The 15,159-nt window shown below is 58.1% G+C and carries 9 protein-coding genes; all 9 read left to right on the top strand.

Translation table 11 applies throughout. The features are described 5' to 3' along the window. Positions 1-148: 148 nt before the first annotated feature. The 9 genes from AM329_RS02740 (at position 149) to AM329_RS02700 (ending at position 15,042) form a co-directional block, all read left to right on the top strand. Complete coding sequence (locus AM329_RS02740) at positions 149-1,351, top strand: MdtA/MuxA family multidrug efflux RND transporter periplasmic adaptor subunit (protein ID WP_032609675.1); 1,203 nt, start codon at positions 149-151, stop codon at positions 1,349-1,351. After that, entirely contained in the window at positions 1,351-4,473 is a 3,123-nt protein-coding gene (locus AM329_RS02735) for an MdtB/MuxB family multidrug efflux RND transporter permease subunit (protein WP_022651491.1), read from the top strand. Before AM329_RS02740 ends, AM329_RS02735 begins: the two co-directional genes overlap by 1 nt. Continuing rightward, positions 4,474-7,551: a multidrug efflux RND transporter permease subunit MdtC gene (mdtC, locus tag AM329_RS02730; RefSeq protein WP_032609676.1), complete on the top strand. Its 3,078-nt coding sequence runs from the start codon at positions 4,474-4,476 to the stop codon at positions 7,549-7,551. Next, positions 7,552-8,967, top strand: coding sequence for an MFS transporter (locus AM329_RS02725; RefSeq protein ID WP_003862087.1), 1,416 nt, complete (start codon positions 7,552-7,554; stop codon positions 8,965-8,967). Continuing rightward, entirely contained in the window at positions 8,964-10,367 is a 1,404-nt protein-coding gene (gene baeS, locus AM329_RS02720) for a two-component system sensor histidine kinase BaeS (protein ID WP_006811258.1), read from the top strand. Before AM329_RS02725 ends, baeS begins: the two co-directional genes overlap by 4 nt. After that, on the top strand, positions 10,364-11,086 hold the full coding sequence (baeR, locus tag AM329_RS02715) for a two-component system response regulator BaeR (protein ID WP_015572364.1): 723 nt from the start codon (positions 10,364-10,366) through the stop codon (positions 11,084-11,086). Before baeS ends, baeR begins: the two co-directional genes overlap by 4 nt. Positions 11,087-11,692: 606 nt before the next feature. After that, entirely contained in the window at positions 11,693-13,054 is a 1,362-nt protein-coding gene (gene yegQ, locus AM329_RS02710) for a tRNA 5-hydroxyuridine modification protein YegQ (RefSeq protein ID WP_022651495.1), read from the top strand. A 409-nt stretch (positions 13,055-13,463) separates the two neighbouring features. Then, positions 13,464-14,429: a hypothetical protein gene (locus tag AM329_RS25840; protein ID WP_032609677.1), complete on the top strand. Its 966-nt coding sequence runs from the start codon at positions 13,464-13,466 to the stop codon at positions 14,427-14,429. Between the two features lie 7 nt (positions 14,430-14,436). Beyond that, positions 14,437-15,042, top strand: coding sequence for a hypothetical protein (locus tag AM329_RS02700; RefSeq protein WP_022651497.1), 606 nt, complete (start codon positions 14,437-14,439; stop codon positions 15,040-15,042). Positions 15,043-15,159 lie beyond the last annotated feature (117 nt).

Below are 15,159 nucleotides of genomic sequence, written 5' to 3'. Positions count from 1 at the left end.
GCGCAGCGCCACCCGGCGAAGGCGAAACCGCGGCACCACACTCAGACCATTCCTGACAGTCTTCCATATTTCCTCCATTTTTCCACTGTGTTACCTGACTAAACTAGTATCATTCCCCGAAAGAGTTTCAGGATGAGAACGTATAACGATGAAAGGCAGTAACAAATCCCGCTGGGCAATCGCCGCTGGTCTGATTGTGGTGGTCCTGGCCGCCGCCTGGTACTGGCACAGCCAGTCCGCGAACTCCACGGCACCTGCTGGCGCCAGTAGCCCCTCACATCGCCCAACGGGCGGCGGGCGCCACGGTATGCGCGGCGGTGCGCTGGCACCGGTGCAGGCGGCAACGGCGGTGAATAAAGCGGTGCCTCGTTATCTCTCCGGGCTGGGAACCATCACTGCCGCCAACACCGTGACGGTACGTAGCCGCGTGGACGGTCAGCTGATGGCCATCCACTTCCAGGAAGGTCAACAGGTGAAAGCGGGCGATCTGCTGGCGGAAATCGATCCAAGCCAGTTTAAGGTGGCCCTGGCGCAGGCGCAGGGGCAACTCGCGAAAGACAAAGCCACCCTCGCCAATGCCCGCCGCGATTTAGCCCGCTATCAGCAGTTGGTAAAAACCAACCTCGTGTCGCGCCAGGAGCTGGATACCCAGCAATCTCTGGTCAGTGAATCTCAGGGCACCATCAAGGCCGACGAAGCCGCGGTCGCCAGCGCCCAGCTCCAGCTCGACTGGAGCCGGATCACCGCGCCGATTGACGGCCGCGTGGGCCTGAAACAGGTTGATATCGGGAACCAAATCTCCAGCGGCGATACCACGGGCATCGTGGTGATCACCCAGACGCACCCTATCGATCTCGTCTTTACCCTGCCGGAAAGCGACATTGCGACGGTGATACAGGCGCAGAAGGCCGGAAAATCGCTGGTAGTTGAAGCCTGGGATCGCACCAACAAGCAGAAGCTGAGCGAAGGTTCGCTGTTGAGCCTGGATAACCAGATCGACACCACCACCGGCACCATCAAGTTAAAAGCACGCTTCAACAATCAGGACGATGCCCTGTTCCCGAATCAGTTCGTCAATGCGCGAATGCTGGTCGCGACCGAAGAAAACGCCGTGGTGATCCCGACGGCGGCCCTGCAAATGGGCAGTGAAGGCAACTTTGTCTGGGTGCTGAACAGCGAAAACAAGGTCAGCAAACACCTGGTGAAAACCGGGATCCAGGACAGTCAGACGGTGGTGATCAGCGCCGGGCTGTCCGCAGGCGACCGCGTCGTAACCGACGGTATTGACCGGCTGACCGAAGGGGCGCAGGTCGAGGTGGTGGAAGCGCAGAATACAGGAGCAAAAGCCTGATGCAGGTGATGCCGCCGAGCTCTACAGGTGGGCCATCACGCCTGTTTATTTTACGACCGGTTGCGACGACCCTGTTGATGGTGGCGATCCTGCTGGCCGGGATCATTGGCTACCGTTTTCTGCCCGTGTCGGCGCTGCCGGAAGTGGACTACCCGACTATTCAGGTTGTCACCCTCTATCCGGGCGCCAGTCCAGATGTGGTGACGTCCGCCATCACCGCCCCGCTGGAGCGTCAGTTTGGCCAGATGTCTGGCCTGAAGCAGATGTCCTCCCAGAGCTCGGGCGGTGCCTCGGTCGTCACGCTTCAGTTCCAGCTCGCGCTGTCGCTGGACGTCGCGGAACAGGAGGTGCAGGCCGCCATTAACGCCGCCACCAACCTGCTGCCGTCTGACCTGCCGAACCCGCCGGTTTACAGCAAGGTGAACCCGGCAGACCCGCCGATCATGACGCTTGCCGTCACCTCCTCCGCCATGCCGATGACGCAGGTGGAAGACATGGTCGAAACCCGCGTGGCGCAGAAGATTTCGCAGGTGACAGGCGTCGGGCTGGTGACGCTCGCAGGGGGACAACGCCCCGCGGTGCGCGTTAAGCTCAATGCCCAGGCCATTGCCGCGCTGGGGTTAACCAGCGAAACCATTCGCACCGCCATCAGCAGCGCCAACGTTAACTCAGCGAAGGGCTCGCTGGACGGCCCGACCCGCGCGGTCACGCTCTCCGCCAACGACCAGATGCAGTCCGCCGATGAATACCGTCAGCTGATCATTGCCTACCAGAACGGCGCACCGATCCGCCTGGGCGACGTGGCAACCGTCGAACAAGGCGCGGAAAACAGCTGGCTCGGGGCGTGGGCTAATAAGCAGCAGGCGATTGTCATGAACGTTCAGCGCCAGCCGGGCGCGAACATTATTGATACCGCCGACAGCATTCGCACCATGCTGCCGCAGCTGGTGGAAAGCCTGCCAAAATCGGTCAGCGTGAAAGTGCTCTCTGACCGCACCACGAATATTCGCGCGTCAGTGACTGACACCCAGTTCGAGCTGATGCTGGCGATTGCGCTGGTGGTGATGATCATCTACCTGTTCCTGCGCAACGTTCCGGCAACCATCATTCCCGCCGTTGCCGTGCCGCTCTCGCTGGTCGGGACGTTCGCGGTAATGGTATTTCTCGACTTCTCGATTAACAACCTGACGCTGATGGCGCTCACCATCGCCACCGGGTTTGTGGTGGACGACGCCATCGTGGTAATCGAAAACATCTCGCGCTATATCGAGAAAGGTGAAAAGCCGTTAGCCGCCGCGCTGAAGGGCGCGGGGGAGATCGGCTTTACCATTATTTCGCTCACCTTCTCGCTGATTGCGGTGCTGATCCCGCTGCTGTTTATGGGCGATATCGTCGGGCGGCTGTTCCGCGAGTTTGCCGTGACGCTGGCGGTCGCCATTCTGATCTCTGCCGTGGTGTCGCTGACGCTGACGCCGATGATGTGCGCCCGCATGCTGAGCCACGAATCTTTGCGCAAGCAAAACCGCTTCTCCCTCGCCTCCGAGCGGATGTTCGAGCGCATTATTGCCGCCTACGGCCGCGTGCTGGCGAAAGTCCTGAACCATCCCTGGGCGACGCTCGGCGTGGCCCTCGGCACGCTGGCGCTCAGCGTCATGCTGTGGATTTTCATTCCGAAAGGCTTCTTCCCGATTCAGGACAACGGCATTATTCAGGGCACGCTTCAGGCGCCACAGACGGTCTCCTTCGCTAACATGGCGCAGCGCCAGCAGCAGGTGTCTGAGATCATCATGAAAGATCCGGCGGTGGAAAGCCTGACTGCCTACGTGGGCGTGGACGGCACCAACCCGTCGCTTAACAGCGCGCGCCTGCAAATTAACCTTAAACCGCTCGATGACCGTGACGATCGCGTCAACGCGGTTATTGAGCGTCTGCAAAGCGCTGTGGCGCGCGTACCGGGCATTGAGCTGTATCTGCAACCGATCCAGGATTTAACCATTGATACGCAGGTGAGCCGCACGCAGTACCAGTTTACGCTCCAGGCCACCTCGCTTGATGCACTCAGCACCTGGGTGCCGCAGCTGGTGGACAAGCTGAAAGCACTGCCGCAGATTTCTGACGTCAGCAGCGACTGGCAGGATAAAGGGCTGGCGGCGTACGTAAACGTCAACCGCGACACCGCCAGCCGTCTGGGCATTACCATGTCCGACGTGGATAACGCGCTGTATAACGCCTTTGGCCAGCGCCTTATCTCCACCATTTACACCCAGGCGAACCAGTATCGCGTGGTGCTGGAACATAACACCGAGAACACGCCCGGGCTTGCCGCGCTGGACTCGATACGCCTGACCAGCAAAGACGGCGGGATTGTGCCGCTCAGCGCCATTGCCAGCGTGGAAGAGCGTCACACCCCGCTGTCGATTAACCATCTCGATCAGTTCCCATCCACCACCATTTCGTTCAACGTGCCGGACGGTTATTCCCTGGGCGAAGCGGTGGAGGCCATTCTGGGTGCGGAGAAAGAACTCAGCTTCCCGTCCGATATTCAGACCCAGTTCCAGGGCAGTACTCTGGCGTTCCAGGCCGCGCTGGGCAGCACCGTCTGGCTGATTGTCGCGGCGGTGGTGGCGATGTATATCGTGCTTGGCGTGCTGTATGAAAGCTTTATCCACCCGATCACCATTCTCTCCACCCTGCCGACGGCGGGCGTGGGGGCACTGCTGGCGCTGATGCTGGCGGGGAGCGAACTGGACGTGATTGCGATCATCGGCATCATTCTGCTTATCGGCATCGTGAAGAAAAACGCCATCATGATGATCGACTTTGCGCTGGCCGCCGAGCGCGAGCAGGGTATGGCGCCGCGCGAGGCCATTTACCAGGCCTGTCTGCTGCGTTTTCGCCCGATCCTGATGACCACCCTCGCCGCCCTGCTGGGCGCGCTGCCGCTGATGCTGAGCACCGGCGTGGGGGCCGAACTGCGCCGTCCGCTGGGCATCGGGATGGTCGGCGGCCTGCTCGTAAGCCAGGTGCTGACGCTGTTTACCACGCCGGTTATCTACCTGCTGTTTGACCGTCTGGCCCTGTGGACGAAAAGCCGCTTCCCGAAACGTGAAGAGGAGGCGTAAGTGAAGTTTTTCGCCCTCTTCATTTACCGTCCGGTGGCGACGATTTTACTCTCCGTCGCTATCACCCTGTGCGGCGTGCTGGGCTTCCGGCTGCTGCCGGTGGCCCCGCTGCCGCAGGTCGATTTCCCGGTGATCATGGTCAGCGCCTCGCTGCCGGGTGCCTCGCCGGAAACCATGGCCTCATCGGTGGCGACGCCGCTTGAGCGCTCGCTTGGTCGAATTGCCGGGATTAACGAGATGACCTCCAGCAGTTCGCTGGGCAGCACGCGCATCATTCTGGAATTCAATTTCGACCGGGACATCAACGGCGCGGCGCGTGACGTGCAGGCCGCGATTAACGCCGCCCAAAGCCTGCTGCCGAGCGGCATGCCGAGCCGTCCAACCTATCGCAAGGCCAACCCCTCCGACGCGCCGATCATGATCCTGACGCTCACGTCAGAGACCTACTCCCAGGGCGAGCTGTACGATTTTGCCTCCACCCAGCTGGCGCAAACCATCGCCCAGATTGAAGGCGTGGGCGACGTGGACGTCGGCGGCAGCTCCCTGCCCGCCGTGCGCGTGGGGCTGAATCCGCAGGCGCTGTTTAACCAGGGCGTGTCGCTGGACGACGTGCGTTCCGCCATCAGCAACGCCAACGTGCGTAAGCCGCAGGGCGCGATTGAGGACAACAGCCACCGCTGGCAGATCCAGACTAACGACGAGCTGAAAACCGCCGCCGAGTATCAGCCGTTGATTATTCACTACAACAACGGCGCGGCGGTGCGCCTGAGCGACGTCGCCAGCGTCACCGATTCGGTGCAGGACGTGCGTAACGCCGGGATGACCAACGCCAAACCGGCGATTTTGCTGATGATCCGCAAGCTGCCGGAAGCCAACATCATTCAGACGGTGAACAGCATCCGCGCGCGCCTGCCGGAGCTTCAGGAAACGATTCCGGCGGCCATCGATCTCCAGATTGCGCAGGACCGCTCCCCCACCATCCGCGCCTCGCTTGAGGAGGTAGAGCAAACGCTGATCATCTCCGTCGCGCTGGTGATCCTGGTGGTGTTCCTGTTCCTGCGCTCGGGGCGCGCGACGCTGATCCCGGCGGTGGCGGTGCCGGTATCGCTGATAGGCACCTTTGCCGCCATGTACCTGTGCGGCTTTAGCCTTAACAACCTGTCGCTGATGGCGCTGACGATTGCCACCGGGTTTGTGGTGGATGACGCCATCGTGGTGCTGGAGAATATCTCGCGCCATCTGGAAGCGGGCATGAAGCCGCTCCAGGCGGCGCTTCAGGGGACGCGCGAAGTGGGCTTCACGGTCCTGTCCATGAGCCTGTCGCTGGTGGCGGTATTCCTGCCGCTGCTGCTGATGGGCGGCCTGCCGGGGCGACTGCTGCGCGAATTTGCCGTCACGCTCTCCGTCGCCATTGGTATCTCACTGGTGATTTCGCTGACGCTGACGCCGATGATGTGCGGCTGGATGCTAAAGCGCAGCCAACCGCACTCGCAGCCGCGCAGGAAAGGCTTTGGCCGCGTCCTGATGGCGATGCAGTCCGGCTACGGCAAATCGCTGAAATGGGTGCTGAACCACACGCGTATTGTCGGGCTGGTGCTGATCGGCACCATCGTCCTCAACGTCTGGATGTATATCACTATCCCGAAAACCTTCTTCCCGGAGCAGGATACCGGCGTGCTGATGGGCGGCATTCAGGCGGACCAGAGCATTTCGTTCCAGGCGATGCGCGGCAAACTGCAAGACTTTATGAAAATCATCCGGGAAGATCCGGCCGTGGATAACGTCACCGGCTTTACCGGCGGCTCGCGCGTTAACAGCGGGATGATGTTTATTACCCTTAAGCCGCGCGGTGAACGTCACGAAACGGCGCAGCAGATCATTGACCGCCTGCGGCTGAAGCTTGCCAAAGAGCCGGGGGCAAATCTGTTTTTGATGGCCGTTCAGGATATCCGCGTCGGCGGACGACAGGCTAACGCCAGCTATCAGTACACCCTGCTCTCGGATGACTTAGCCGCCCTGCGCGAGTGGGAGCCGAAGATCCGTAAAGCGCTGGCCGCGCTGCCGCAGCTGGCGGACGTGAACTCTGACAGCCAAAACAACGGTGCGGAGATGGCGCTCACCTACGATCGTGAAACCATGGCCCGCCTGGGCATTAACGTGGAGGCGGCCAACAGCCTGCTGAACAACGCCTTCGGGCAGCGTGAAGTCTCTACCATCTATCAGCCGATGAACCAGTACAAGGTGGTGATGGAGGTGGATCCGCGCTACACCCAGGACATCAGCGCGCTGGACAAGATGTTTGTGATCAATGATGACGGTAAGGCGATTCCGCTGTCGTACTTCGCCAGCTGGCAGCCGTCGAACGCCCCGCTGTCGGTGAACCACCAGGGGCTTTCCGCCGCCTCGACCGTCTCGTTTAACCTGCCAACCGGCTCGTCGCTGTCTGAGGCCAGCGATGCCATTAATCGCGCCATGACCCAGCTCGGGGTGCCCTCCTCGGTGCGCGGCAGCTTTGCCGGTACGGCGCAGGTGTTCCAGGACACCATGAACTCGCAGGTTATTTTGATTCTGGCGGCCATTGCCACGGTTTATATCGTGCTGGGCGTGCTGTACGAAAGCTACGTGCACCCGTTGACCATTCTCTCCACGCTTCCCTCTGCGGGCGTGGGGGCGCTGCTGGCGCTGGAGCTGTTCGGTGCCCCATTCAGTCTTATCGCGCTTATCGGGATCATGCTATTGATTGGCATCGTGAAGAAAAACGCGATAATGATGGTCGACTTTGCCCTGGACGCCCAGCGCAACGGCAACCTGACGCCGGACGAGGCGATATTCCAGGCCTGTCTGCTGCGTTTTCGCCCGATCATGATGACCACGCTGGCCGCGCTGTTCGGCGCGCTGCCGCTGGTCATATCCGGCGGTGACGGCTCTGAACTACGCCAGCCGCTGGGGATCACGATCGTTGGCGGCCTGGTGATGAGCCAGCTGCTGACGCTCTACACGACGCCGGTAGTCTATCTGTTCTTTGACCGCCTGCGGCTGCGTTTTTCGCGTAAAAAGAGAACCACGGTGACCGAGTAAATGACCGACCTACCCAGTAACGTTCGCTGGCAATTGTGGATCGTCGCGTTCGGCTTCTTTATGCAGTCGCTGGACACGACTATCGTGAACACCGCCCTCCCCTCGATGGCGAAAAGCCTGGGGGAGAGCCCGCTGCACATGCATATGGTGATTGTCGCCTATGTGCTGACGGTCGCCGTGATGCTGCCTGCCAGCGGCTGGCTGGCGGATAAAGTCGGCGTGCGAAACATCTTCTTCACCGCCATTGTGCTGTTTACCACCGGGTCGCTGTTTTGCGCCCAGGCCAATACCCTCGACCAGCTGGTGATGGCGCGCGTGCTACAGGGCGTCGGCGGCGCGATGATGGTACCCGTCGGGCGGTTAACGGTGATGAAAATTGTTCCGCGCGCGCAGTATATGGCGGCGATGACCTTCGTCACCCTGCCCGGTCAGGTCGGCCCGTTGCTTGGCCCGGCGCTGGGCGGGATTCTGGTGGAGTATGCCTCCTGGCACTGGATCTTCCTGATCAACCTGCCGGTCGGTATTATCGGCGCGATTGCCACCCTGACGCTGATGCCGAACTATAAAATGCAGACCCGGCGCTTTGATTTCTTTGGCTTCATCCTGCTGGCAGCTGGCATGGCGACGCTTACCCTCGCGCTCGACGGGCAAAAAGGGCTGGGGATCTCCTCCCTGTCGCTCGCCCTGCTGGTAGCGCTGGGTGTCACCGCCATTCTCTGGTATCTGTGGCATGCCAGAGGTAACGCTAACGCGCTGTTCAGCCTGAATCTGTTCAAGAATCCCACCTACCGTCTTGGTCTGTTCGGCAGCTTTGCCGGACGCATCGGCAGCGGCATGTTGCCGTTTATGACGCCGGTATTTTTACAGATTGGGATGGGCTTCTCGCCGTTCCATGCCGGGCTGATGATGATCCCGATGGTACTTGGCAGCATGGGGATGAAGCGTATTGTGGTGCAGGTGGTGAACCGCTTTGGCTATCGCCGCGTGCTGGTGGCCGCCACGATCGGGCTGGCGTTGGTCTGCCTGCTGTTTATGGCCGTGGCGCTGCTGGGCTGGTACTACATCCTGCCGCTGGTGCTGTTCTGCCAGGGGATCATCAACTCCATGCGATTCTCGTCGATGAACACCCTGACGCTGAAAGATCTGCCGGACGAGCTGGCAAGCAGTGGTAACAGTCTGCTGTCGATGATCATGCAGCTCTCCATGAGCGTGGGGGTCACGGTTGCCGGATTGCTGCTCGGCATGTACGGTCAGCACCATCTCAGCGCCGACACCCCCGTCGCGCATCAGGTCTTTTTATACACTTACCTCAGCATGGCGGTAATTATCGCTCTGCCCGCTTTTATCTTTGCCAGAGTGCCGAATGACACGACCAAAAACGTCGTGATCCGACGCGGCAAAAGGAGTGCACCATGAAATTCTGGCGTCCGGGGATCACCGGTAAGCTTTTTGTGGCGATTTTCGCCACCTGTATCGTCCTGCTGATTACTATGCACTGGGCGGTGCGGGTCAGCTTTGAGCGCGGCTTTATTGACTACATCAAGCACGGTAACGAACAGCGTTTACAGGGCTTAAGCGACGCGCTGGGGGAACAGTATAGCCTGCACGGTAACTGGCGTTTTCTGCGCAACAACGATCGCTTTATATTTCAAATTCTGCGCTCGCTGGAGCACGATAATGACGACGACCGTCCGGGACCGGGCATGCCGCCGCACGGCTGGCGCACCCAGTTCTGGGTAATTGATCAGGAGATGCGCGTGCTCGTTGGCCCACGCTCTCCGGTACCGCCGGACGGCACAAAGCGCGCCATTACCTCGAACGGCGCCACGGTGGGCTGGGTTATCGCCTCCCCGGTCGAGCGGCTGACGCGCAACACCGACATCAACTTTGACCGCCAGCAGCGTCAGACCAGCTGGTTGATTGTCGCGCTTTCTACCCTGCTTGCGGCGCTCGCCACCTTCCCGCTGGCGCGCGGCCTGCTGGCGCCGGTTAAGCGCCTGGTGGAAGGCACGCACAAGCTGGCGGCGGGTGATTTCTCGACCCGCGTGGACACCCGCAGCCAGGATGAACTGGGCAAGCTGGCGCAGGACTTCAACCAGCTCGCCAGCACGCTGGAAAAAAACCAGCAGATGCGCCGCGATTTTATGGCCGACATTTCGCACGAGCTGCGCACCCCGCTGGCGGTGCTGCGCGGCGAGCTGGAGGCGATTCAGGACGGCGTGCGGCAGTTCACCCCCGAGTCGGTGGCCTCGCTTCAGGCGGAAGTCGGTACGCTGACCAAACTGGTGGACGATCTGCATCAGCTTTCCATGTCCGACGAAGGCGCCCTGGCTTACCAGAAAGCACCGATCGATGTGATCAATATCCTTGAAGTCGTGACCGGCGCATTCCGCGAGCGCTTCGCCAGCCGTGACCTGAAAATCAACCTTTCGCTGCCGGACAGTGCGGTGGTGTTCGGCGACAGAGATCGCCTGATGCAGCTGTTCAATAATCTGCTGGAGAACAGCCTCCGCTACACCGACGGCGGCGGCGCGCTGCATATCTCCGGCAGGCAGGAAAACGGGCGCTTTGCCCTGACCTTTGCGGACTCCGCCCCTGGCGTGAAGGATGCGCAGCTGGAAAAACTGTTCGAGCGCTTCTATCGCACCGAAGGTTCACGCAACCGCGCCAGCGGCGGTTCCGGCCTTGGGCTGGCCATTTGCGTTAACATTGTGGAGGCCCATGGCGGCACCATCCGCGCCGCCCATTCGCCTTTTGGCGGGGTTAGCATTACAGTAGAGTTACCTCTGGAACGGGATTTATCGAGGGAAGCATGACCGAGTTACCGATTGACGACAACACACCGCGTATTTTGATCGTGGAAGACGAGCCTAAACTTGGGCAACTGCTGATCGACTATTTGCGCGCTGCGAGTTACGCGCCAACGCTTATCAGCCACGGCGACCAGGTGCTGCCCTACGTGCGCCAGACGCCGCCGGATCTGATCCTGCTGGATCTGATGCTGCCGGGTACCGACGGCCTAACCCTGTGCCGCGAAATTCGTCGTTTCTCCGATGTGCCCATCGTGATGGTGACGGCCAAAATCGAAGAGATCGATCGTCTGCTGGGGCTCGAAATCGGCGCTGACGATTACATCTGCAAGCCTTACAGCCCGCGGGAGGTGGTCGCTCGCGTGAAAACCATCCTCCGCCGCTGTAAGCCGCAGCGTGAATTGCAGGTGCTGGATGCGCAAAGCCCGCTGATCGTCGACGAAAGCCGTTTCCAGGCGAGCTGGCGCAGCAAACTTTTGGATCTCACCCCCGCAGAGTTTCGCCTGTTGAAAACGCTCTCCCACGAGCCGGGCAAAGTGTTTTCCCGCGAGCAGCTGCTCAACCATCTGTATGACGATTACCGCGTGGTGACCGACCGCACCATCGACAGCCACATCAAAAACCTGCGCCGCAAGCTGGAGGCGCTGGACGCCGACCAGTCGTTTATTCGCGCGGTGTACGGCGTGGGGTATCGCTGGGAAGCGGATGCGTGCAGGATTGCCTGAATAACCCCCCTCACCCTGCCGTCTCCCCAAAGGGAGAGGGTTCCCCAGCAATTTGAAAGCAAAAGCTATAACGTTGCCTCAGAATAACTGAGGGCTTTCAGCGATGCCTCGGTCCGGCTGTAAATCGCTGAGGCGTTTCCTGTAGGCCGGGGCGAGGCGCAGGGATGCGCCGAGAGGGCGGGCTTTACAGGGATGTTACCTCCGCCCGTCCCCGATAAGCCGGAAGGAATAAGCCGAAGACACCGCGAAGCGGCGATTTTCCGCCGGAAGCCCGGGTCGCCAGGGTGGTGGCGACTGAGCCACCCTGGCACGTTCACCGGCCATGTCGTGACAGAGTAGCAAGGAACATAACGTGAACGGAATGACCACCAGAGCCGTATGTTCCCCCTCACCCCAGCCCTCTCCCTCAAGGGAGAGGGGGCCGTCTGTGCAGGCATTATTTTGTGGGGAACCCTCAGCCCCAAAGGGGAGAGGGTTAGGGTGAGGGGCAAAGCTTTACCTCTCTTCCCCGCAGCGCTACAATGCCCGCCCTTAAAGTGGGGGATCTCCCCTTACCGCTGCATCAGGTGCATGCGGATCTGACCTGTCATCAGAACGAGAACAAACATGTTTAAACCGGAACTCCTTTCCCCGGCGGGAACGCTGCAAAATATGCGTTACGCTTTCGCCTATGGCGCCGACGCCGTCTACGCGGGCCAGCCGCGCTACTCGCTGCGCGTGCGTAACAACGAATTCAACCACGAGAATCTTCAGCTCGGCATCAATGAAGCGCATGCCCTGGGCAAAAAATTCTACGTGGTGGTGAACATCGCGCCGCACAACGCCAAGCTGAAAACATTCATTCGTGACCTGAAGCCGGTCGTGGAGATGGGGCCGGACGCGCTGATCATGTCGGACCCGGGTTTAATCATGCTGGTTCGGGAGAATTTCCCGGAGATGGACATTCACCTCTCAGTGCAGGCTAACGCCGTCAACTGGGCAACGGTGAAATTCTGGAAACAGATGGGGCTGACCCGCGTCATTCTGTCCCGCGAGCTGTCCCTCGAAGAGATCGAAGAGATCCGCACCCAGGTGCCGGATATGGAGATCGAAATCTTCGTTCATGGCGCGCTGTGCATGGCCTACTCCGGCCGCTGCCTGCTCTCTGGCTATATCAACAAGCGTGACCCGAACCAGGGCACCTGCACCAACGCCTGCCGCTGGGAATATAACGTTCAGGAAGGCAAAGAGGATGACATCGGTAACATCGTGCATAAACACGAGCCGATCCCGGTCACCAACGTTGAGCCAACGCTGGGTATCGGCGCGCCTACCGACAGCGTGTTTATGATCGAAGAAGCCAAACGTCCGGGTGAGTACATGACCGCCTTCGAAGACGAGCACGGCACCTACATCATGAACTCTAAAGATCTGCGCGCCATCGCGCACGTCGAGCGTTTAACCAAGATGGGCGTACACTCCCTGAAAATTGAAGGCCGCACCAAGTCTTACTACTACTGCGCCCGTACCGCACAGGTATATCGCAAAGCCATCGACGATGCCGCTGCCGGTAAACCGTTCGACACCAGCCTGCTGGAAACGCTGGAAGGTCTGGCGCATCGCGGCTATACCGAAGGTTTCCTGCGTCGTCACACTCACGACGACTACCAGAACTACGAGCATGGCTATTCGATTTCCGAACGCCAGCAGTTTGTAGGCGACTTCACCGGCGAGCGTAAAGGCCCGCTGGCCGCCGTCGCCGTAAAAAACAAATTCACTAAAGGCGACAGCCTGGAGCTGATGACGCCGCAGGGCAACATGAACTTCCGGCTGGAGCACCTGGAAAACAAAAAAGGTGAGGCGATTGAGGTCGCACCTGGCGACGGCCATGTGGTCTGGCTGCCGGTTCCTGAAGAGGTGGAGCTGGAGTTTGCGCTGCTGATGCGTAATTTTGAAGGTGAAAATACCCGAAATCCACACGGCAAATAGTCAATCAACGGGATTTTTTCACGCTGGGATAATTCTTAGAATCGGATCACATACCGCTTCGTTCAATACGGGTATTATCCCCCCCGCTGAAAAACATAACCCATAAATGCTAGCTGTACCAGGAACCACCTCCTTAGCCTGCGTAATCTCCCTTACGCGGGCTTATTTTTTTGTTAACTCCTGAAATTTTTCCCCCTGATAAATATGGCGTTGCATTGACCCGGGAAAGGTTGTGTCAGCATTAGGCGTATCATCTAAGCAAATCGAACGAACAAAGGATCCTAATCACATTTTTTAATGGATTTGAGAGGGATGAACACTATTCGGAACATTCCTAATTTTAAGTGTTAACAGGACCTTTACTCTTGATTTATTAACAATCAACGTTTCACACGGACGGAGAGATGAAGTGACATTCACAGGACAATTTTCAAAGGATCTTCCAGATTACGAACTCGCACGCAGTCTTGGTCTTGCCTCTGGCGGCGATATAAATTTCACAGCACTTGCAGGTCAACTGGACTGTAGCAGAAATTTTAGCCAGGCCGGGATTATCTACTCAGACGGTACACGTCAGTGGCTAGTACGGCCATCAAGAAGGATTGCGACACCAAACGAAAGCTCGGTTAGTCATGTAGTCATAACCAAAGTAAATGCCGCATTAGTTAACCCTGTTCAGGCAACAACGGCGACGATTAATTCCCCTTCCCTGGCAACTGAAATTGGTTCAACGGCAATTTCCTGCGGAGCCGCAATTCTTACTGTTGTACTTGCGGCAGGGGCCGGTATGGCTATACCTCTCACTGCAGGGTCTTCCGGTGCTATAGCCGCTGTGATTTTAGCCGGTGGTGTAGCAACTGGAATTCAATGTGCAAATGGGCTTGGCCGACTATCGTTGATTGCTATGAATCATGATGATTACGTTGCGTGGATGGACTCCCAGGAGTGGTATACAGCAACCAACACAGCCCTGGATGCGATTTCTCTTGCCGGGGCTGCTGCGGGTTTAAAAAGCGCTGCATTAACATATCGCCTTCTTAACCGTTCATCGTCTGAGAGTTTGCTCTCCTTATTACAAAAAATGAGCCGGGCCGACCGTACGCGATTAACAGAGGAGATTATTCGTATCCGCAATCCCGGCATCTCGAATTCAGGTGTAAAAGCAGCAATGAAGGCAGGCGTGTATCCCAAACGTTATCCGTCAGAAGCGTTGCAGTTGCTCTTACAGCGTGAGTTGCTGAATACCATTTCAAATTCTTCTGCCTTCGTTGGAAGTGCCATCTCAGGAAATATCAGAAATCCACAGAATGTTGCACAAACGGGTAAATACATTTTTGGTTTAATTCAGTCTTTTTCATTTACAGGAAGTTATTGACCCGTCCATGATGAAATACATTAAAGATAGCCTTGCATTAAGTGCTTTGGTTAAAAGTAAAATGGCGACCGATGATCTCAACCAGCTTGAAACATTAAAAGAACAGTTAAAAGATCGGTTCGGCGTTCCTGTGGGCGTCCATATGACAGGAATTCCTTTGGCAGTGAGCACGTTACTGGCTATTTTTTGCTACGCCATGCTGCAAGTGTCCCTCTGGTTGTTGCTGTTTCGCTGGCTCGGCTTACCCGAATTTAAGGTTATGATGGGAGTATTCATTGCAGCGATTGTGTATTGTCTGGTAGTGATGAGCACGATGTTTCTGACTACACGAGGTTCTTTACCTGGATATAAACTGCATATTTTCGTCATTACGCTGACAGGCATAATGAGCATCATTTATTTCATCTGGACGGGGATTTCGCTTTTATTCGGCCCTGTTGAGAACTACACACCGCAAATAACCTCTTTGCTGGGGCTGGGATGTTTCTTTCTGAACATTATGTGGATGAATTCATCGATTTTTTACCGCTCCATTGCGCTAACGCTACATAATCGGGTCTGGCGTAAGCAGCTCAAAATCGAGGCAAGGCCAATGTCACACCTCAAACGTTGACCACAATAGTCAATTGAGCGGCAGTAGTATGCACTGTAAGCGCTACGGGGTTCTTTAGTCGATTTCAAAGCCCTTACGCGGGCTTATTTTTTGCCTTTCATCCTGTTCTTACCCGCT

It is taken from the genome of Enterobacter cloacae complex sp. AR_0002 (genome assembly GCF_001922365.1).
Lineage (GTDB): Bacteria > Pseudomonadota > Gammaproteobacteria > Enterobacterales > Enterobacteriaceae > Enterobacter > Enterobacter hormaechei_C.
The sequence above is the reverse complement of the archived record's forward strand: the minus strand, read 5'-3'. Positions and strand labels throughout refer to the sequence as shown.